Origin of the sequence: Burkholderia sp. 9775_39 (assembly GCF_015712225.1) — a bacterium.
Classification (GTDB): Bacteria; Pseudomonadota; Gammaproteobacteria; order Burkholderiales; family Burkholderiaceae; genus Burkholderia; species Burkholderia cenocepacia.
Genome location: NZ_JACCQC010000001.1, coordinates 208,507 through 227,559, shown reverse-complemented (window position 1 = coordinate 227,559; position 19,053 = coordinate 208,507). Strand labels below are relative to the sequence as shown.

Below are 19,053 nucleotides of genomic sequence, written 5' to 3'. Positions count from 1 at the left end.
ACGAACGGAGCCAGACCATGAAGACGCGCCTCACGATTCTCCTTTCCGCCGCCGCGATGGCTGTCGCGTCGCTGGCGTCGGCGAAGGAATGGACGACCATCCGCATCGGTGTCGACCCGACCTACCCGCCGTTCGAGTCGACCGCGACCGACGGCAGCGTGAAGGGCTTCGACATCGACCTCGGCAACGCGCTGTGCGCGAAGCTGAATGCGAAATGCGTGTGGGTGTCGAGCAGCTTCGACGGGCTGATTCCGGGGCTGCAGGCGCGCAAGTTCGACGTGATCCTGTCGTCGATGGCCGCGACCGAACAGCGGCGCCAGCAGATCGACTTCACCGACCGCCTGTACCGCAACCAGACGCGGCTGATCGCGCGTACCGGGTCGGGGCTGCTGCCGGACGCGGCGAAGCTCGCCGGCAAGCGCGTCGCGGTCGAACAGGGCACGGTCCAGGAAACCTATGCGCGCGAGAAGTGGGCGGCCGCGAAGGTCGAGGTCGTGCCGTATCCGAGCTACGACCAGGCGTATGCGGATCTCGTCACCGGGCGCGTCGACGGCGTGCTGATGGATGCCGTGCAGGGCCAGCTCGGGTTCCTGGCGACGCCGCGCGGCAAGGGCTTCTCGTTCGCGGGCGGCGTGGTGTACGACGCGAAGATCATGGGTAACGGCGATGCGGCCGGCGTGCGCAAGGCCGACACCGACCTGCGTGACGCACTGAATCGCGCCATCGCGCAGATTCGCGGCGACGGCACGTACAACGCGATCCAGTCGAAGTATTTCGACTTCGACATGTACGGAAATTGACCGCATGCGCGGGTGATCCGAAGGCCGGAAAACCCGCGATTTCTTGGTGATCCTCAGGATCGTTTATGGGCCGGACAGGCTATAATGCGCGCTTTCGGTTTGGTCGTTGCCATGAAGCCGCTGGCCGTTCCCTCCCTCGCCAATATCGCGTCGCGCCTTCGCCTCAAGCAGCTCAAACTGCTGATCGCGCTCGAAAACCACGGTTCGCTGCACAAGGCCGCCGAAGAGATCGCGATCTCGCAGCCCGGCGCCACCAAGGTGCTGCGCGAGATCGAGGACATCCTCGGCATGCCGCTGTTCGAGCGGCAACCGAAGGGCCTCGTCGCGAACGACCTCGGCCGCTGCGTCACGCGCTACGCGCGCCTCATCTACAGCGACCTCGAACACCTGCACACCGAAGTCCTCGCGCTCACGCAGGGGCATGGCGGCCATCTCGCGGTCGGCGTCATCATGGGCGCGGTGCCGCTGCTCACGCGCGCGCTGACCGACCTGCGCCGCCGCCAGCCGAACCTGTCGGTCGAGATCGTCGAAGGCACCAGCGCGAGCCTGCTCGCGCTGATCGACGACGGCCGCATCGACCTCGCGATCTGCCGCAACGGCAACAGCCGCCGCCCGGAAGCGTATGACTACCTGCCGCTGAAATCCGAACCGCTCGCGGTCGTGACCGCGCGCACGCATGCGCTCGCCGGGCGCGACACGCTGACGCTGCGCGATCTCACCGATGCGGAATGGGTCGCGTATCCGGTCAACACGCCGATGCGGCTCGCGCTCGAACGCGCACTGGCCGACGCCGGCATCGAGGTGCCGCGCTATCCGATCGAAACCGCGTCGACGTTCGCGACGCTCACGCTGCTGCAGGCGGACCCCGAGCTGGTGGCCGTGATCCCGCGCGAAGTCGCCGAGTTCGGCGAGCGCTTCGGCCTGATTGCGTGCCTGCCCGTCGCGATCCCGGCGCTCGACGAGCCGTACGGCGTCGTCGCCCGTACCTTCGCGCACCTGTCGCCGGGTGCGCGCCTGCTCGTCGAAACGCTGCAAGGTCCCCTGCTTACCTGATCGGCGAGAACGCGGCCGGGCGCAGCAGCTTCGACTCCATCTTCTCGAGCATCGGGAACGCCTTCGGCACGAACTTCTCGAGCCAGTCCGGATCCTCGTACAGCGCGGTACGGCGCTTGATGCGATCGTCGAGGCTTTCGTATGCCCAGATGTGGACGACCTGGTTCAGTTCGCCGATTTCCGTGTACCACCAGCCGACCAGCGTCGCATAGCGGGAGATCACCGGCAGCCCTTCCTTCTCGAAGTGCCGCAGGTATTCGTTCATCTTGCCGATCTGGACCGTGTAGGTCCGCATTTCGTAATACATGACTGCTCCTGGTTGAATCGATTCGGGTAATCGCACTTCGCGCGGGTCGCGCGATCAGAGTTCGCCGCCGTACGCGGCGCGGATGATGCCTTCGACGTCGCGCGCGGTCGTCAGCCGCGGGTTGACCAGCACGTTGCCGCTGCGCATCGAGTCGGCCACCATCTGCGGCAGGTGCGCGAGATCGACGCCGAGCTCGCGGATGTTCGACGGAATCGCGAGCGCGCGATTGAGTTCGACGATCTGCTCGACCAGTGCGCGCGCGGCCGTTTCCGCATCGACGCCGGTCACGTCGCCGCCGAGCGCTGCCGCGATGTCGCGATACAGCGCCGGGCAGGCCGGCCGGTTGAATTCGATCACGTACGGCAGCAGCGCCGCGTTCGCGATGCCGTGCGCGATGTTGAACACGCCGCCCATCGTGTGCGAGATCGCGTGCACGTTGCCGAGCTTCGACTGCGAAAACGCGACGCCGGCCAGGAACGAGCCGAGCAGCATGTCCTCGCGCGCCGCGAGATCGGAGCCGACGTAGAACGCGTTGCGCAGGCTGCGCCCGATCAGGCGGATCGCGCCCAGCGCGAGCGACTGGCTCACCGGGTTCGCCTGCTTCGACACATACGATTCGATCGCATGCGTCAGCGCGTCCATGCCGGTGGCCGCGGTGATCGCGGCCGGCAGCTTCAGCGTGAGCTCCGCGTCGAGGATCGCGAGCTTCGGGAACAGCTTGTGGCTGACGATCACGGTCTTGAACAGCGTTTCCTGGTTCGTGAACACCGTCGACGCCGTGCATTCGCTGCCGGTGCCCGACGTGGTCGGGATCGCGAAGATCGGCAGCGGTTCGTCCGGGATCTTGTTGTAGCCCTCGTAGTCGAGAATCGTGCCGCCGTTGGTGGCCATCGCGGCCACACCCTTCGCCGTGTCGATGCTGCTGCCACCGCCGACGCCGATCACGGCGGTGCAGCGATGCTCCTTCAGGAACGTCAGCGCGCTGTCGAGCACGGCCGTGCTCGGGTTCGCCTCGACGCCCGAGAAGATTTCGTAGGCGACGTCCGCGTCGCGCAGCGATGCGAAGAATCCTTCGAGCACGCCGCTCTTGATCAGGCCTTCGTCGGTCACGACCAGCAGCTTGCCGCTGAACAGCGGCTTCAGCAGTTCGCCGGCCTGCCGCGCGAGGCCGTTGCCGAATTTCAGCGTGGTGGGAAAGAAATATTGGAATGGGCTCATGGTGCTTTCTCCGTGTGAAGTCTCCGCACCGAACACTACAAGCGGCCGATTGCCGCCGGTAATGAAAAAACCGGATCGCCCGATAACGTCCGCTTATTCCCCGCGCACGCCGCGCCGTTTGGTTATCACGCGATCACGAAGCGTCATTAGGCAAGACGCGGCCATGCCCCTACAGTCGCTGCACGGCGACGATGCCATCGCCCCCGCAACCATAACGACGGAGACACGCATGCCCCCCTCGACTTCCCCCGCCGTCCCGGCCGCCGCGCCGACTTCGCTCGACGCGTCGGCGCGGCCGACCAACGTCCGCTGGCGCATCTTCCTGCTCATGCTGCTGCTGGTCGCGATCAACTACATCGACCGCGCGTCGCTGTCGGTCGCGATGCCGCTGATCGCACCGGAATTCAACCTGTCGCCGGCGCTCGAAGGGCTGATGCTGAGCGCGTTCTTCTGGTCGTACGCGCTGATGCAGATCCCGGTCGGCGTGATGCTCGACCGCTATCACACGCGCGGCATCATCGCGACCGCGACGCTCGCATGGGGCGCGTTCCAGGCGCTCGGCGCGGCATCGCACAACTGGATCCTGCTGATGCTCACGCGCATGGGCCTCGGCTTCTCCGAATCGCCGGTGTTCCCGGCCGGCGCGAAGCTGATCGGCACGTGGCTGACGCCGCACGAACGCGGCCGCGGCGCGGTGCTGGTCGACGGCGGCGCGCCGCTCGGCAGCGCGCTCGGCGCGATCCTGATTTCCGGGCTGATCGCGTGGTTCGGATCGTGGCGCATCGCGTTCGTGATCGCGGGCGTCGGCACGATGCTGGTGGGCGTGCTCGTATGGCGCTACATCCGCAACCATCCGTCCGAGCATCCGGGCGTGAATGCGGCCGAGCTCGAACACATCACGCGCGCGAATGCGCCGACGCAAACCACGGGCGAACGCGTGCCGCTGCGCGAACTGGTGAAGGATCGCTCGGTGCTCGCGATGTTCGCCGGCTACAGCTGCATCCTCGCGGTGTTCTACGGGCTGCTGACGTGGATGCCGAGCTACCTGCACAAGACCTACGGCTTCAACATCGCGACGACGGGCGGCGCGACCTTCATCATCTTCATGTCGGGCTTCGTCGGCGAACTGATCGGCGGCACCATCGGCGATCGCTGGAAGGCGTCGGGCGCGTCGCCGAACCTGGTGATGCGCACGATGTTCAGCGGCTCTTCGCTGATCGCGGCCGCGTGCATCCTCGCGGCGGCCTATATCGCGAACGCAAACGCCGTGGTGCTGCTGCTGAGCATCGCGATGTTCTTCATCCGCTTCTGCGGGATGTACTGGAGCCTGCCGGCGATCGTCGGCGGCCCGGAACGCGCCGGCGTGCTCGGCGGCACGATGAACTTCTGCGGCAGCATGGTCGGCGTCGTGGTGCCGATCCTGATCGGCGTGATCGTCCAGTGGTCGGGCTCGTACTTCCTCGCGCTGCTGTTCTTCGTCGCGATGGCCGTGCTGATCGCGGTGTTCTCCAGCCTGATCGATTACCGGCCGCGCACGCACGGCTGACGGTCACGCAGCCGAGCTTTCCTTCTGCCGAAACGATGAGGCCCGCGCGAGCGGGCCTCGTCGCGTCGTCAGCGGCCAGACGGACTCGGCGGCGCTGACGGAATCAATGATCGATCGGCAGCGGCGCATCGGCCGCGACGAGCTGCTGCTCGCGCATCTCGCACCAGAAATCGGCGGGGATCTCGAACGTCAGCGCCGCGGCATCTTCCGCGATGCGCTCCGGGCGGCTCGCGCCCGGAATCACCGCGGCCGTCGCCGGATGCGCGAGCACGAACTGCAGCGCGGCGGCCTTGACCGGCACGTCGTGGCGCGCGGCGATCGCGTTGATCCGCTCGACCTTCGCGACGACCTCGGGCGGCGCCTTCCGGTATTCGAAGTGCGCGCCGCCGACGAGCACGCCCGAGCTGTACGGGCCGCCGACGACGATCCCGACGTGACGGGCCGCGGCGGCCGGCATCACGCGCTGCAGCGCGCGTTCGTGATCGAGCAGCGTGTAGCGGCCGGCCAGCAGCATGCCGTCCGGTTGCGGTTCGGCGAGGTCGAGCAGCAACTCGATCGGCTCGACACGGTTCACGCCGAGGCCCCACGCGCCGATCACGCCTTCCTCGCGCAGCTTGCCCAGTACGCGAAATGCGCCCTTGCGCGCCACCTCGAACTGCGCGAGCCATTCGTCGCCGTAGATGTCCTGCGCGACGTCGTGCACCCACACGACGTCGAGACGATCGGTGCGCAGCCGCTTCAGGCTGTCCTCGATCGAGCGCAGCGTCGCGTCGGCCGAGTAGTCGCTCACCAGCCGGTTCGCGCGGCCGTGCGCGAAGATCCCGCTCTTCTCGCCGTAGTCGCGGGTGGCCGCTTCCTCCAGATCGTCGAGCACGATGCGGCCCACCTTCGTGCTGATGAAGTAGTCGTCGCGGCGCCGGCCGGCCAGCGCGTCGCCGAGACGCGCTTCCGCGAGCCCCGCGCCATACGACGGCGCGGTGTCGAAGTAGCGGATGCCGCGTGCCCACGCGGCTTCGACGGTCGCGTGCGCTTCCGCGTCGGGAATGTCGCGGAACATGTTGCCGAGCGGCGCCGCGCCGAAACCGAGCCGGTTGTCGGCGGGCAGCGTGTCGTTGAGAGCCATGCGTTTCTCCGGATGGGACAGGAAAGTGCGCCCAGTCTAGGTTGCATGAATAAGTCTGTCCAAGACATAATTCATCACACTTGAGTCCCATAAGGTCTTACATGCTCGACATCCGCCAGCTTCAATATTTCATCGCGGTCGCGGAAGAGGAACACGTCGGCCGCGCGGCCGAACGCCTGCACATTTCGCAGTCGCCGCTCAGCCGCCAGATCGCGCAGCTCGAGGAGAAGCTCGGCCTGACGCTGTTCGAACGCAGCCAGCAGCGCATTCGTCTGACGCGTGACGGGCGCACGTTCCTCAGCGAAGCGCATGCGTTCCTGCGCCATGCGAACCGGCTCGAATCGCTCGCGCGCCGGCTCGGTCGCGGCGACGAAGGCGGTCTGTGCATCGGCTATCTGGAAACGGCCACGCACTCGGGCGTGCTGCCGCGCGCGCTGAAAACGCTGCGCGCGGAGCGCCCGTCGGTGCATATCGCGCTGTACAACTATCCCTGCGCCGCGCAGCTCGAAGGCCTGCGCGAACGCAGCCTCGACATCGCGCTCGTGACCGAGCCGCCCGCACCGGACGATCCCGAACTCGATTCGACGATGGTGCTGAACGATCCGATGCTGCTCGCGCTGCCCGACGGGCATCCGCTCGCGAAGAAGAAGACGCTGGTCGCCGACGATCTTGCCGCGCAGGCGTGGATCGGCGTCACGCAGCAGGAAAGCGCGCCGCGGCACGGCGCGTTCGTCGCGGCCTGTGCGAAGGCCGGTTTTTCGCCGGACATCTCGGTGGAAGCGACCGAGCCGCTCGCCGCGCTCGGGCTCGTCGCCGCCGGGCTCGGCGTGACGATGATCCAGCAAAGCCTGCGTCACCAGGTGCCGGAAGGCGTCGTGCTGCGCGAGCTGCCGTGGTTCAGCTACCGCACGCCGCTGTGGGCCGCGTGGCACAAGGTCAACCTGCGCCCGCTGGTGGGCATCTTCCGCGAGATCCTGACCGGCGAGGAGGTCGTCGCGGCAGTCGGCAAATAAGGCCGTGAAAACGCGGGGCGCCGGTGCGTCGCGACGCCCCGCCTGCCATTCGCTCGCCGCTTACCGCGCGAGCGTGAGCTTGCCGTCGAGCAGGCGGTTCAGCGCCCACGGGTTGCTCGTTCGCAATGCGTCGGGAAGCAGCGCATCCGGCATGTCCTGATAGCTGACCGGCCGCAGGAAGCGGCGGATCGCGAGGCTGCCGACCGACGTCGAACGCCCGTCCGCGGTGGACGGATACGGGCCGCCGTGCACCATCGCATGCGCGACCTCGACGCCGGTGCCGAAGCCGTTGACCAGCACGCGGCCCGCGCGCCGCTCCAGCGCCGGGAGGAATCGGCGCGCGTCCGCGTAATCGGCTTCGTCGAGATGAATCGCCGCCGTCAGCTGCCCTTCCAGCGACTCGACCAGCGCGAGCATCGTGTTCAGGTCCGGACACCGAACGATCAGCGACGCCGCGCCGAAAATCTCCTCGTGCAACGCCTTCGATTCGCGGAATGCGTCGGCGCTCGTCACGAACAGCGCGCCCTGCCCCTGGTTCGCACCGGCAGGCGCCTGGGCGCGCGCGACGGTCCGCACCTGAGGATGCTGCGCGAACACCGCGACCGCACGCTCGAACGCCTGGTGAATACCGGGCGTGAGCATCGTCGCGGCCGGCGCCTGCGCGAGCCGCCCGGCCGCCGCCGCGATGAAGCGTTCGAGCGCCGGCCCTTCCACCGCGAAGATCAGCCCGGGGTTCGTGCAGAACTGGCCGGCACCGAGCGTCAGCGACTGCACGAATGCCTGCGCGATCGCGTCGCCGCGTTGTTCCAGCGCGTGCGGGAACAACAGCACGGGGTTGATGCTGCTCATCTCCGCATAGACGGGGATCGGTTCGGGCCGCGCGTTCGCGATCGCGATCAGTTCGGTCCCCGCATGGCGCGAACCGGTGAAGCCGACCGCCTTGATGCGGCGGTCGCGCACGAGCCCCTGGCCGATTTCAAGGCCGCTGCCGAACAGCAGCGAGAACGTGCCTTCCGGCATCCCGCATGCTTTCACGGCCTGCTGCACGGCCATCCCGACGAGTTCCGACGTGCCGGGGTGCGCCGAGTGCGCCTTCACGATCACCGGGCAGCCGGCCGCGAGCGCGGACGCCGTATCGCCGCCCGCCACCGAGAACGCGAGCGGGAAGTTGCTCGCGCCGAATACCGCGACCGGGCCGACGCCGATATGACGCAGGCGCAGATCGGGGCGCGGCGCGGGTTGGCGTTCCGGCTGCGCCGGATCGATGCGCGCTTCGAGGTAGTCGCCCGCGCGCACCACGCCGGCGAACAGGCGCAACTGGCCGACCGTGCGGCCGCGCTCGCCTTCGACACGCGCGCGCGGCAGGCCCGATTCGGCGACGCAGCGCTCGACCAGCGCATCGCCGAGCGCGAGGATGTTCGCCGCGATCGCTTCGAGAAACTGCGCGCGTGCTTCGGGCGGGGTCTCGCGATACGCGTCGAAGGCCGCCCAGGCCAGCGCGCACGCTTCGTCGAGATCGACGACGGTCGCGCCGCCGAAAGCCGGCTCCATGCGTTCGCCGCTCGCCGCGTCGATCGCATACGTGACGCCCTGGGTGCCGCGCCGCGCGCGCTGACCGATCAGCAAGTTGCCTGCGATGTTCATTTCCGTTTCCTGTGTGGATCAATCGACTGGATGCGTTGGCGTCGACGCGCATGCGGCGCCGCCACGATCGACCACGATGGTTTCAAACCCGCCCGACCCGCGTCAATACTTCGCGCATGACAGCTTTTCATAGCGCTATGAGCGGCTCTCAATACCGGATGCGCGGCGCGATTTCTATACTGGCCCGACGTCGCGCCGCACCGGGCGCGCCCGTCCGATGCCGAATGCCCGCACGGCAAATCGCCCCCGGGTTCGCGTCGATCACAACGATGGAGACGAACATGTGTGTGCAGAAACCGGCCGATGGCCCCGACGTCAAGCGCCTGCTCGACGGCCTGCCGACCAACTGGGGCAAGTGGGGCCCCGACGATGAAGTCGGCGCGCTGAATTATCTGCAATCCGAACAGGTGATGCGCGGCATCGCCGCCGTGCGCCAGGGCCGCACCTTCACGCTGCAGGTGGACATCGGCCACGCGAAGGGCGAGCCGCTGTTTCCGGGCCGGCGCCCGTCGATGCGGATGAACGTGCTCGACAAGGGCCATTTCCTCGCGGGCAAGGCGCACTTCGACGGCAACGTCGAATACGCGGACGACGTGATCTTCATGCACGTGCAGGGCTCGACGCAGTGCGACGCGCTCGGGCACGTGTGGTACGACGATACGCTGTGGAACGGCTACGACGCGCTGAGCACGGTCGGCGGCCTCGAACGCGCGAGCATCCTGCCGATCGCCGAGCGCGGTATCGCGGGCCGCGCGGTGCTGATCGACATCGCGCGCCATCGCAACAAGCGCGTGCTCGACAAGGGCGAGACGTTCGATCATCACGACCTGCTCGACGCGGCGCGCGCGCAGAACGTGACGATCGAGCCGCGCGACATCCTGCTGATCCGCACCGGCTGGATCGGATCGTTCTACGAGCGCGACGAAGCCGAGTTCTATCGCGACTACGTCGAGCCGGGGCTCACGTTCAGCCGCGAGCTCGTCGAATGGTTCCGCGAGATGGAGATTCCGAACCTCGTCACCGATACGATGGGCAACGAAGTGACGGTCGACCCCGTGTCGGGCGTGATGATTCCGCTGCACAACGCGCTGATGCGCAACCTCGGCGTCGTGTTCACCGAGGTCGTGCTGCTCGATGCGCTCGCGGAAGATTGCGCGCGCGACGGCCAGTGGCAATTCCTGTACACCGCCGCGCCGCTGAAGATCGTCGGCGGCACCGGTGCGCCGGTCAATCCGCTGGTGATCAAGTAACGCGGGCAAGCCATGCCCGGGCGCACCGTGCGGCCCGGGCATCCCGCGACGAACGCCGCGCGATCAGAACGTGCCCGGATATGCGCCGCCGTCGAGCAGCACGTTCTGCCCGGTCAGGTAACCGGCGTGCGCGCTGCACAGGAACGCGCAGACCGCGCCGAATTCGTCGGCCGTGCCGAAACGCCCGGCCGGCACGTTGCGGCGCTTCGCTTCACGCGTCGCTTCGTAGTCCGTCCCTTCTGCCTGCGCGGACGCTTCGGTCGCCTTCTTCAGACGGTCGGTATCGAACAGCCCCGGCAGCAGGTTGTTGATCGTCACGTTGCGCGCCGCGATGCGCTTCTGCCGCGCGATGCCCGCGATGAAGCCGGTCAGCCCCGTGCGGGCGCCGTTCGACAGGCCGAGCACGTCGATCGGCGCTTTCACGGCGCTCGACGTGATGTTGACGATGCGCCCGAAGCCGCGCTCGGTCATCCCGTCGACGGTCGCCTTGATCAGCTCGATCGCCGTCAGCATGTTCGCGTCGAGCGCCGCGATCCAGTCGTCGCGCGTCCATTCGCGGAAATCGCCCGGCGGCGGGCCGCCCGCGTTGTTCACGAGGATGTCGACTTGCGGCGCGGCCGCGAGCGCCGCCGTGCGGCCCGCGCTCGTCGTGATGTCGCCGGCCACGGCCACCACCGTGACGGCCGGGTTGAGCGCGCGCAGTTCGCGGGCGGTCGCGTCGAGCGCGTCGCTGCCGCGCGCGGTGATCACGACGTTCACGCCCTCGGCGACGAGCGCCTGCGCGCACCCCTTGCCCAGCCCCTTGCTGGCCGCGCAAACCAGCGCCCAGCGGCCTTCGATGTTCAGATCCATGTGTGCTTCGCTCCTGGCATCCAGCGCGTGTCGTCCGGGTGCGACCGCAATCGACACGGCAATAAGTTCAAGTTATAGTGAGTGCACCCGCTTTCCGCCGCACGTCGGCGGCATCCCGGTTCACCCATCCAAAAACAGCTTGATAAAAAGGCTCGACGGGCCAGCATAAGGAATCGCAATCGTCGAGACAATTGACGGGACGTGATACCGGTATAACTTTTCGTCACATCCATGACCCCGCCGCTTCACTCCATCATTTCCCGCCTTCACCTGAAGCAGCTGCGCCTGCTGATCGCGCTCGCCGACCAGGGCTCGCTGCTCAAGGCCGCGCAGCAGGTCGCGCTCACGCAGCCGGGCGCGAGCAAGGCGCTGCAGGAGATCGAGACGACCTTCGGCACGCCGCTTTTCAATCGCACCAACCGCGGGCTCGAACCGACCGAGGTCGGCGATTGCGTGATCCGCTACGCGCGGCTGATTCATACCGATCTCGCACATCTGCGCGAGGAAATCGTCGGCATCCTGCGCGGACATGGCGGGCGCGTGAGCGTCGGCGTGATCATGGGCGCGGTGCCGCGGCTGACCGATGCGATCTCGACGCTCGTCGCACGCCATCCGGAGATGTCCGTCGAGATCGTCGAGGACACCAGCGAAGCGCTGCTGAGCGAGATCGACGCAGGCCGGCTCGATCTTGCAATCTGCCGCACGACGATCAGCCGCACGCCACAGCTCTACGACAGCGTGAAGCTGCAGGACGAGACGCTCGCGGTGGTCGCGAACGTGCGCCATCCGCTCAAGGGCGCAAAGAAGCTCGCGCTGCGCGACCTCGCCGAATACCGGTGGGTCGTGTATCGCGCGAACATGCCGATGCGGCTGCTCCTGGAACGCGAATTCCTCGAAGCCGACATCCGCTTTCCGCCGCATCTGCTCGAAACGACGTCGGCATTCGCGACGCTCGCGCTGTTGCAGGGCAATCCGTCGTTCGTCGCGCTGGTGTCGATCGACGTCGCCGAATTCTTCGCGCGGCACGACATGACGCGCATCCTGCCGCTGCGGATCGGTTCGCGCAGCGAGCCTTACGAACTCGTCACGCGCAAGGGCGCGCCGATCTCGCCGGGCGCGCGGCTGCTGATCGACGAGCTGCACGCCGATGGCGGCGGCCCGTCGGTGTAGAACCACGCCGACGCGCTCACACCTGCGCCCACACCTGCGCCGCAGGCGACACCCGCGGCGAAGGCGTGGCGGGAGCCGGACGCCCCGCCTCCGTCACACGATGCGACGTGTCGCCGTCAGGCCACCGCGAAGCGCTTCGCCAGTTCCGCGAGGCCGTCTTCGTAGATGCCGCGGAACAGCCGGATCGTTTCGTCGTCGGTCGCGCCGTGCGGCGTGAACGTGCCGGACCACTCGACCTTCGACGCGTTCGGGCCGTTCTCGCGCACGCGCAGCGTGGAGCGATAGTTCACGACCGGAAACGGTGCTTCGAGGATCGCGTACGTATAGCTGCGCTCCCCTTCGTCGAACGCAACCAGCCGCTCGACGATCGCATCGCCCGCCGGATTCGCGAGACGCCGCACGCGCCCGCCCTCGCTCAGCTCGCTGGCCGGAATGTACGACAGCCAGTCGGGCAGTGAGCCGAAGCCGCCGATCAGTTGCCAGACCGTGTCGGCCGAAGCCGCGATCTCGATACTTGCATGTGCCTGTACCATGTCATCACCTTTCAGGATCAACGATCGGTCGGCAGCGGCGCATTGGCCGCGATCAGGCCTTGTTCACGCATCTCGCGCCAGAAGTCGGCCGGAATCGCCACGTTCAGCGCGGCCTGGTCTTCCGCGATCCGCTCCGGACGGCTCGCGCCCGGGATCACCGCGACGGTCGCCGGATGCGACATCGAGAACTGCAGCGCGGCGGCCTTGACCGGCACGTCGTAGCGCGCGGCGATCGCCTTGATCCGGTCGACCTTCGCGAGGATTTCCGGCGACGCCTTCTGGTATTCGAAGTGCGTGCCGCCCGCGAGCACGCCCGAGCTGTACGGGCCGCCGACGACGATCCCGACGTTCTGCGCGGCCGCCGCCGGCATCACGCGTTGCAGCGCGCGCTCATGATCGAGCAGCGTGTAGCGGCCGGCCAGCAGCATGCCGTCCGGTTGAGGTTCGGCGAGGTCGAGCACCAGTTCGATCGGTTCGACGCGGTTCACGCCGAGGCCCCACGCCTTGATCACGCCTTCCTCGCGCAGCTTGCTCAGCACGCGGAATGCGCCCTTGCGCGCCACTTCGAATTGCGCGAGCCATTCGTCGCCGTAGAAGTCCTGCGCGATGTCGTGCACCCACACGATATCGAGGCGGTCGGTGCGCAGACGCTTCAGGCTGTCCTCGATCGAGCGCAGCGTCGCGTCGGCCGAGTAGTCGTTGACGATGCGGTTCGGCCGGCCGTGTTCGAACAGGCCGCCCTTTTCGCCGAGATCGCGCGCCGACACGTCTTCGATTTCGTCGAGGATCACGCGGCCGACCTTCGTGCTCAGCACGTACTCGTCACGCGGATGGTTCGCGAGCGCGTCGCCGAGGCGGATTTCCGCCAGGCCGGCGCCGTAGAACGGGGCCGAATCGAAATAGCGGATGCCGTGTTGCCACGCGGCTTCGACGGTGGCCGCGGCTTCCGCGTCGGGGATGTCGCGGAACATGTTGCCGAGCGGGGCGGTACCGAAACCGAGGATCTTGTTGCCGGGCAGCTTGTCTTTGAGACTCATGATTTTCTCCAGGGAGTAAAGGAAAGCGAGTTCAGTCTAGGGAGACCGGTTAAGTCTGTCCAAGACGGAATTCGACACACTTGAGTCCCGCGAGGTCTAATGGGCCGATTGGCGGCCTGTTTCGATCACCGGCCCCTAGCCACTGTTCGGGCCAGACGCCCGGCCGGCAAGGCTGCCGACCGAATTCACGTTCGATTCGTGACTCAGAATCAAAAATGATTTGGTCCGGCAGCCGTTTTTCCCGGGCGTCGGCGTACCTATATTGGCTGCACGCGCAACGACATCGACGTGGTCGACGTTGGTTGCGGCTCACTCAACCACACAGGTACCCATGATGAAAACGCTCGTTTCTTCCACCCTTGCCGCCCTGATCCTTGCCGCACCGGCGCTGTCGTTCGCGCAGCAGGCCGACCATCAGCTGACCCGCGCCGAAGTGAAGGCCGAGATGGCCCGCCTCGCGGCCGTCGGCTATACCCCGGCGCTGGACCACAACCAGTATCCGGCCGCGATCCTCGCCGCCGAACAGCGTGTGCGCGAAAACGCCGTCGCGCAATCCGCCCCGAACGCCACCCCGGCCGCGGACACGACCGGTTACGGCAGCGAAACCCGCACGACCGGCGAATCCGGCCGCGCGATGTCGGTCAACGGCCGCGACTCGATCTATCGCGGGCATTGAGTCGCCTCAACGCGCGCAGACACTCGTCCATGCCGTCCGTAGTGCCGGCCCGAATTGCCTGAACAGGCATTCGGGCCGCGCGTCGTGCGTGGTGGAATGCCGTGGGCAGCACACCGTCAGGCTTGAAATACAAAGAGAGGAACGCAGACGGTTGACGACGTGCGCGAATGCATCGCGCGACACTGCCCGGCGCAACGAGGGGGCGCGTCAGACGAATCCTTCTTCGACCAGCGTGCAGCCGTCGGCCGTGATCTCGTGTCGCTGGCCCGAGCCGCCGACCACGCGGCTCCAGCTCGCGGACACGAGCACAGCGGCATCGCCGTCCGTGCGCAGCGCGTAGTCGAATCCGCCGTACATGCCGGGCACCGCGAACCACATGCGGTCGGCCTGCTCGTCGTATTCGAGCAGCGGTTCGAGTTCGGGCAAGCGCAGCGCGTCGACCCGCAGGTGTGCGATGCGGCCGACGATCATGTCGTGGAAATGGCGTTGAATGGCGCGCAGCGTGTCGTCGGACACGAAGCGTCGCGGTTGCGGCGTCAACGGCTCGACCAGATGCCGATGTCCGCACCGCGCGGCGATATCGACCGCGCGCTCGCGGCGCGCATCGCGCAGCATGCGCGATGCACCGAGCCGCAGCAGTTCGGCGACGACCTCCTGCGGCGCGCCGCCATACGCGGCCTGATGCAGCGGCGCATCAAGCGACGTGCCGCCCGGCCGCGTCGCGTTGACGAGCGCGGGCTGTTGCGCGATACGCGCGAGCAGCGTCGCCCATGCGCCATCGCGCGCCGCGTCGGCCAGCGCATGCCGGCTCGCCAGTTGCGCGTCGTCGAGCACGTCCGCGCCCGTGATTCCGTCCCATGCGATGCTCAATCGGCTGTCCTCCGTCGCCCGGCGTCTCGCCCACCAACCACCGGATTGCCCGCCCATCATAAGCATTTCCCGACGGGCGGGCGCGACAACGTTACCGCGCGTCGCCGAGCGACCCGAGAATCCGGTAGGCGGCCTTCACGCGCTCCTCGATCGGCACGTTGCCGTTCGCGAGCATCACGATCCCGATCCGCTTCGCGGGAACGAACGCGACGTACGTGCTGAAACCGCCGGTCGAGCCCGTCTTGTTGATCCAGGTCGCCGGGTTCGGCGCGAGCGGCGGCTGGATCGCGCTGGCCGGCACCGCATCGAACAGCATCTTCGGCGCGTTGCCCGCCAGCAGCGTCGGCAGCGCGACCGGGTACGGGTACTGTTCCCAGATCAGGTCCTGCGTCAGCGGCCCCGCGCGGAAGTAGCCGGTGTGCGTGCGTTCGATCGCGCGCTGCAAGCGCGGCGCGGTGTGGATCATCCCCATGTTCGCCTGCACGAAGCGCAGCAGGTCGGCCGCCGTGGTCCGCACGCCGTAAGCCGGTTGCCACAGCATGCCTTCCGTCATCCGCACCGGCTTGCCGTCCTTCGTGTAGCCCTGCGCATAGTCGGCCATGCGCGCGGCGGGCACGTTGATGTACGTATGCGTCATCCCGATCGCGGGAAAGAGCCGCTGCTCCATCAGCGTCGCGAAATCCTGGTGCATCGCCTTCGCGGTGAGCCAGCCGAGCATGCCGATCGCGACGTTCGAATACTTGCGGTGCGTGCCCGGCGCATACGCGGGCCGCCACGCGTCGAGATAGCGGATCAGGCCCGCGTCGTCGCGGATGCTGTCCGGCACCTGCAGGGGCGTTCCGCCGGGCGTGTGCGTGCCGAGCTGGAGCAGCGTCACGACGCCGAACGGCTTGCCCTGCAGCTCGGGCAGATATTTGCCCGCGGGGTCCGCGAGCGACAGTTCGCCGCCCTCCTGCGCGTCCGACGCCAATGTCGCGGTCAGCGTCTTGCTGACCGAGCCGATCTCGAACAGCGTGTCGCCGGTCACCGGCTTGCCGGTTTGCTTGGACATCACACCGTAGTCGAACACGTACGGCTTGCCGTCGGCGACGATGCCGATCGCCATGCCGGGAATCGCGTACTGCTTCATCAGCGGCGCGATCTGGCGCGTGACGGTGTCGCGGAGGTCGTCCTGCGTGACGGCGGCCGCGCGACCGGCCGTGGCGGTCGCGCATGCGGCGACCAACAGGGTCGCGGCGAAACGTGTCGCATTGAATCGCATGGGGGCGGTTCCTTCTCTTTCCGATGGTTGCATGGACAACAGATCCGGCCGCGCCGCGCGAAAAAGGTGGCGACCGGCCTGTCGAAGCAGGACTATCCGATACCGCCCGGCCGCCAACAATCGACGATATGTTGCGCGAGCCGAAAGAAAAACTTATGAGATAAGTGGAAGGCGGGAACGAGGCCGCCGTCATGGCCGGGCCACTCACCCGTTTTCCGGGAAAACCTGCCGGTTTTAACAGCATCGAATCCGGCGGCCGGGTGGCGCCGCGTCGAAAATCGATGAAAAAGAGATAAGTCTTGTCAGATCCAGCGGCGCCGGCCAGCCGCGTGATTGATTCATCCGCACGGATCGAAGTAGACTCGCGAAAGCCAAAAATAAAATCCGACCTGAGAGAATCCATGAATCGCCCTATCCCGCTCGCCCGCTCCCGCGTCATCGGCTCCCGCGCGCTCGCGTGACGTTCACGCACTGATCGACCTGAACCGGAATACGCGACGCCAGCGCGTTCTTGTGCGCGCACGTTCGCCGTTTCGCCGTTGAGCCAAAAGAACCGCCAGGGTCCTGCGCGCACCGCCCGCGCACGCCCTGCCCGACCGGAGAGTGAGCCCGTGACCGAAACCGTGGCCGCGTCGGCCTATCGGCCGCGCGACGTCGTCAATGCACCCGACATCAAGGCGGCGATCGCCCGCCGCAGCACCGAGCGCGACGATCCCGCCGAGATCCGTGCGTGGCTCGGCAACCATTTCTTCCGCTGGGTCGTCGGTGCGTTCGAGCAGGCGCAGCCGCTCGATTCGCTCGCCGATTACCGCGCACTCGCCGGCGCCGACCGGCCGGCACCCGAATGGCTCGTGCGCCGGTTCCGCGCGCAACCGGCGTCCGCGGCGTCCGCGGCACCCGGCCAGGTGGCCGACGCTGCGCCGCCACTCGCCGCCGAGCCCGCGCGGCTCTACTTCATCGATCCCGAGCACATGCTGCTGATCGACCGCGAACGCGTGCTGGTCGAATTCCTGCGCTCGCGCGCCGGCACGCGGCTCGCGCAGAAACTGCAGCGCATCACCTGCGCGATGGCGCTCGACATGTGGGAACGCGAGCACCAGCGGATGCAGGCGCGCCGCGACAAGGGCTGGGTGCCGAGCAGCGGCCTCGCGCTGCGCGAGGTGCTGCGCACACCGAACGGAATCGTGTTCGAATTCGTCGGCAGCCATGCGGCGCTGCGCGAGGAGCTCGCGTACGAGTCGTACTACATGCAGCACTGCCTCGGCCAGTTCGCGGATCGCCGCCGGTTGCGCGGCGGCTACGGCGAGCAGTACGCGCAAGCCGCGCAGGACGGCCGGCTGCGCCTGTTCACGCTGCGCGGCGCGGGCAATCAGCCGCACGTGACGATCAGCCTGCAGGTCAGCGGCGACGGCCTGCGCATCGACCAGATCAAGGGCAAGCAGAATCGTCATCCGGTGCGCCGCTATGCCGACGACGTCCGCCAGTTCCTGCGCGCGCTCGCGCCGCGCGGCGAGCGCCATCCGGATTGCGAGGGCATGGGCCTCGTGTTCGAGCCGGACGCGCCGGGCGCGGCCACCGGCGCCTGGACCTTCGTCACCGACGTGCGCTCGCCCGACCATCTGCTGAGCGTGATGAGCGACAACTTCCACCTGATCGAGCATTTCGAGCAGCCGCCGGCCGTGCTGCAATGGCTGCTGCTGCGCAACGCGCCCTATGCGCTCGGCCAGCTGCGGCAGATCGATCCGGCCGTCGCGGCGGCCGCGCGCCACGCATTGCCGGCCGATGCGCTGCCGGCCGCGCGCGCACCGAATGCACCACCGGCCACGACCGCATTCGAGATCGAAGGCATCGCGATCGATCCCGCGCTGTGCGCGGCGTTCGCGTTGCCCGTGCCGGCGGACGGGAGCCCGTCATGCTGAAACTGCTGCTCGGCGCGGTCGCGCTGTGGCTCGTGTGGTACGTGTGGCGCTCGTTCCGGGTCGCCGCGCGGATGGTGCGCGAAGTCGACGCCGACCAGGCCGCGGGCGCCGACAGCGCGGTGCCGGTACGGCAAACCACGGCCGTTCGTCTCGCGCATGCGCAGGCCGAGCAGGCGCCGCCGAACCGCCGTCGCTGGGCGCTCGCGCTGGCCGACATCCTGTTGATCCGCAACGGGCTGCGCTGCGATTGCGACGATCTCGTCCATGCGCTGCCCGATTCGCAGCGCGAACGGCTCGCGCGCCAGGTCAGGCGCGAACTCGACCTGCCGGCCGACCTGCCCGAGTGGCAGATCGTGCAGCGCGTGCCGTCGATCCTTGCGGGCTGGATCCGCGGCGTCGGCCGCTCGCACGACGGCTTCTACGAACAACTCGCCGCCGTCGGGCGCGTGCGCGACGCACTCGCGTTCGACTGCGCGCGCACCGCATTTCTCGTGCGCTGCATCGCGCTGCTCGGCTGGACGTCCGAACAGCACGCGTGGGTCGTGCTGCTGCTCAACGCCCAGCGCGCGCAGGACAGCTTCGACAGCTGGGAAGACTTCGGACTCGCGTATGCGCGGGCGCGCCAGCAGTGGCTGCGCGGCAGCGGCCAGGACGGCCCCGCGTCGTCGCGCGCCACGCAGGAAGTGCGCGAGTACCTGCGCAATCCGTCCGGAAACTGGCTTTCGCTGCCGTGGAAGCGCTACCGCATCTTCGATCCTCAACCCGTTTCGTCATGACCGCC

General features: G+C 67.7%; 18 protein-coding genes. 9 read left to right on the top strand and 9 right to left on the bottom strand.

Features of this window, described 5'->3' with window-relative positions:
• The first annotated feature begins 17 nt into the window (after positions 1-17).
• A complete protein-coding gene (locus H0X90_RS00950; RefSeq protein ID WP_006485210.1) occupies positions 18-800 on the top strand; it encodes an ABC transporter substrate-binding protein in 783 nt (260 codons plus the stop codon).
• Positions 801-911: 111 nt separating this feature from the next.
• A complete protein-coding gene (locus tag H0X90_RS00945; RefSeq protein ID WP_006497968.1) occupies positions 912-1,853 on the top strand; it encodes a LysR family transcriptional regulator in 942 nt (313 codons plus the stop codon).
• On the opposite strand, the gene H0X90_RS00940 is transcribed toward H0X90_RS00945, so the two are convergent.
• Entirely contained in the window at positions 1,846-2,160 is a 315-nt protein-coding gene (locus H0X90_RS00940; protein ID WP_006497967.1) for an NIPSNAP family protein, read from the bottom strand. The two genes, H0X90_RS00945 and H0X90_RS00940, sit on opposite strands and share 8 nt — an antisense overlap.
• A gap of 54 nt (positions 2,161-2,214) precedes the next feature.
• Complete coding sequence (locus H0X90_RS00935) at positions 2,215-3,378, bottom strand: iron-containing alcohol dehydrogenase (protein WP_034203934.1); 1,164 nt, start codon at positions 3,376-3,378, stop codon at positions 2,215-2,217.
• Positions 3,379-3,607: 229 nt separating this feature from the next.
• Here H0X90_RS00935 and H0X90_RS00930 point away from each other — a divergent pair, with 229 nt between their 5' ends.
• Positions 3,608-4,924, top strand: a complete 1,317-nt coding sequence (locus H0X90_RS00930) for an MFS transporter (RefSeq protein ID WP_048988559.1) — start codon at positions 3,608-3,610, stop codon at positions 4,922-4,924.
• 103 nt (positions 4,925-5,027) lie between these two features.
• On the opposite strand, the gene H0X90_RS00925 is transcribed toward H0X90_RS00930, so the two are convergent.
• Positions 5,028-6,047 (bottom strand): aldo/keto reductase, encoded by a 1,020-nt coding sequence (locus H0X90_RS00925; protein ID WP_077190588.1) that lies wholly within the window; start codon positions 6,045-6,047, stop codon positions 5,028-5,030.
• A gap of 101 nt (positions 6,048-6,148) precedes the next feature.
• Here H0X90_RS00925 and H0X90_RS00920 point away from each other — a divergent pair, with 101 nt between their 5' ends.
• The gene (locus H0X90_RS00920; protein ID WP_006497963.1) at positions 6,149-7,060 is read left to right on the top strand and encodes a LysR family transcriptional regulator; all 912 of its coding nucleotides are present in this window, start codon (positions 6,149-6,151) and stop codon (positions 7,058-7,060) included.
• A 60-nt stretch (positions 7,061-7,120) separates the two neighbouring features.
• On the opposite strand, the gene H0X90_RS00915 is transcribed toward H0X90_RS00920, so the two are convergent.
• On the bottom strand, positions 7,121-8,704 hold the full coding sequence (locus H0X90_RS00915) for an aldehyde dehydrogenase (NADP(+)) (protein WP_077190586.1): 1,584 nt from the start codon (positions 8,702-8,704) through the stop codon (positions 7,121-7,123).
• 281 nt (positions 8,705-8,985) lie between these two features.
• Between H0X90_RS00915 and H0X90_RS00910 the strand changes: the two genes are divergently transcribed.
• Positions 8,986-9,954 carry a cyclase family protein gene (locus H0X90_RS00910; protein WP_006497961.1) on the top strand — a complete coding sequence of 323 codons (969 nt, stop codon included), beginning with the start codon at positions 8,986-8,988 and terminating at the stop codon, positions 9,952-9,954.
• Between the two features lie 63 nt (positions 9,955-10,017).
• On the opposite strand, the gene H0X90_RS00905 is transcribed toward H0X90_RS00910, so the two are convergent.
• Entirely contained in the window at positions 10,018-10,806 is a 789-nt protein-coding gene (locus tag H0X90_RS00905) for an SDR family oxidoreductase (protein WP_034203932.1), read from the bottom strand.
• 231 nt (positions 10,807-11,037) lie between these two features.
• Here H0X90_RS00905 and H0X90_RS00900 point away from each other — a divergent pair, with 231 nt between their 5' ends.
• Positions 11,038-11,976, top strand: a complete 939-nt coding sequence (locus tag H0X90_RS00900) for a LysR family transcriptional regulator (RefSeq protein ID WP_006497959.1) — start codon at positions 11,038-11,040, stop codon at positions 11,974-11,976.
• Between the two features lie 116 nt (positions 11,977-12,092).
• On the opposite strand, the gene H0X90_RS00895 is transcribed toward H0X90_RS00900, so the two are convergent.
• Positions 12,093-12,509 (bottom strand): SRPBCC family protein, encoded by a 417-nt coding sequence (locus H0X90_RS00895; protein WP_077190585.1) that lies wholly within the window; start codon positions 12,507-12,509, stop codon positions 12,093-12,095.
• A 17-nt stretch (positions 12,510-12,526) separates the two neighbouring features.
• Positions 12,527-13,546 (bottom strand): aldo/keto reductase, encoded by a 1,020-nt coding sequence (locus H0X90_RS00890; protein WP_058903840.1) that lies wholly within the window; start codon positions 13,544-13,546, stop codon positions 12,527-12,529.
• A gap of 331 nt (positions 13,547-13,877) precedes the next feature.
• On the opposite strand from H0X90_RS00890, the gene H0X90_RS00885 reads away from it, so the two are divergent.
• Positions 13,878-14,222 (top strand): DUF4148 domain-containing protein, encoded by a 345-nt coding sequence (locus H0X90_RS00885; RefSeq protein ID WP_171984173.1) that lies wholly within the window; start codon positions 13,878-13,880, stop codon positions 14,220-14,222.
• Positions 14,223-14,429: 207 nt separating this feature from the next.
• Here H0X90_RS00885 and H0X90_RS00880 read toward each other — a convergent pair whose 3' ends face one another.
• Positions 14,430-15,092 carry an ankyrin repeat domain-containing protein gene (locus H0X90_RS00880; RefSeq protein ID WP_077190583.1) on the bottom strand — a complete coding sequence of 221 codons (663 nt, stop codon included), beginning with the start codon at positions 15,090-15,092 and terminating at the stop codon, positions 14,430-14,432.
• A 91-nt stretch (positions 15,093-15,183) separates the two neighbouring features.
• Positions 15,184-16,353 carry a class C beta-lactamase gene (ampC, locus tag H0X90_RS00875; RefSeq protein WP_006485212.1) on the bottom strand — a complete coding sequence of 390 codons (1,170 nt, stop codon included), beginning with the start codon at positions 16,351-16,353 and terminating at the stop codon, positions 15,184-15,186.
• 611 nt (positions 16,354-16,964) lie between these two features.
• Here ampC and H0X90_RS00870 point away from each other — a divergent pair.
• Positions 16,965-18,272, top strand: coding sequence for a hypothetical protein (locus H0X90_RS00870; RefSeq protein WP_077056929.1), 1,308 nt, complete (start codon positions 16,965-16,967; stop codon positions 18,270-18,272).
• Positions 18,266-19,048 (top strand): DUF1266 domain-containing protein, encoded by a 783-nt coding sequence (locus H0X90_RS00865; protein WP_006485199.1) that lies wholly within the window; start codon positions 18,266-18,268, stop codon positions 19,046-19,048. The genes H0X90_RS00870 and H0X90_RS00865 overlap by 7 nt, the downstream gene beginning before the upstream one ends.
• The last annotated feature ends 5 nt before the right edge of the window (positions 19,049-19,053 follow it).

Excerpts from the sequence above, each read along its gene's own strand:
- H0X90_RS00950 (WP_006485210.1), top strand. The coding sequence starts at position 18 with ATGAAGACGCGCCTCACGATTCTCCTTTCCGCCGCCGCGATGGCTGTC.
- H0X90_RS00945 (WP_006497968.1), top strand. The coding sequence starts at position 912 with ATGAAGCCGCTGGCCGTTCCCTCCCTCGCCAATATCGCGTCGCGCCTT.
- H0X90_RS00940 (WP_006497967.1), bottom strand. The coding sequence starts at position 2,160 with ATGTATTACGAAATGCGGACCTACACGGTCCAGATCGGCAAGATGAAC.
- H0X90_RS00935 (WP_034203934.1), bottom strand. The coding sequence starts at position 3,378 with ATGAGCCCATTCCAATATTTCTTTCCCACCACGCTGAAATTCGGCAAC.
- H0X90_RS00930 (WP_048988559.1), top strand. The coding sequence starts at position 3,608 with ATGCCCCCCTCGACTTCCCCCGCCGTCCCGGCCGCCGCGCCGACTTCG.
- H0X90_RS00925 (WP_077190588.1), bottom strand. The coding sequence starts at position 6,047 with ATGGCTCTCAACGACACGCTGCCCGCCGACAACCGGCTCGGTTTCGGC.
- H0X90_RS00920 (WP_006497963.1), top strand. The coding sequence starts at position 6,149 with ATGCTCGACATCCGCCAGCTTCAATATTTCATCGCGGTCGCGGAAGAG.
- H0X90_RS00915 (WP_077190586.1), bottom strand. The coding sequence starts at position 8,704 with ATGAACATCGCAGGCAACTTGCTGATCGGTCAGCGCGCGCGGCGCGGC.
- H0X90_RS00910 (WP_006497961.1), top strand. The coding sequence starts at position 8,986 with ATGTGTGTGCAGAAACCGGCCGATGGCCCCGACGTCAAGCGCCTGCTC.
- H0X90_RS00905 (WP_034203932.1), bottom strand. The coding sequence starts at position 10,806 with ATGGATCTGAACATCGAAGGCCGCTGGGCGCTGGTTTGCGCGGCCAGC.
- H0X90_RS00900 (WP_006497959.1), top strand. The coding sequence starts at position 11,038 with ATGACCCCGCCGCTTCACTCCATCATTTCCCGCCTTCACCTGAAGCAG.
- H0X90_RS00895 (WP_077190585.1), bottom strand. The coding sequence starts at position 12,509 with ATGGTACAGGCACATGCAAGTATCGAGATCGCGGCTTCGGCCGACACG.
- H0X90_RS00890 (WP_058903840.1), bottom strand. The coding sequence starts at position 13,546 with ATGAGTCTCAAAGACAAGCTGCCCGGCAACAAGATCCTCGGTTTCGGT.
- H0X90_RS00885 (WP_171984173.1), top strand. The coding sequence starts at position 13,878 with ATGATGAAAACGCTCGTTTCTTCCACCCTTGCCGCCCTGATCCTTGCC.
- ampC (WP_006485212.1), bottom strand. The coding sequence starts at position 16,353 with ATGCGATTCAATGCGACACGTTTCGCCGCGACCCTGTTGGTCGCCGCA.
- H0X90_RS00865 (WP_006485199.1), top strand. The coding sequence starts at position 18,266 with ATGCTGAAACTGCTGCTCGGCGCGGTCGCGCTGTGGCTCGTGTGGTAC.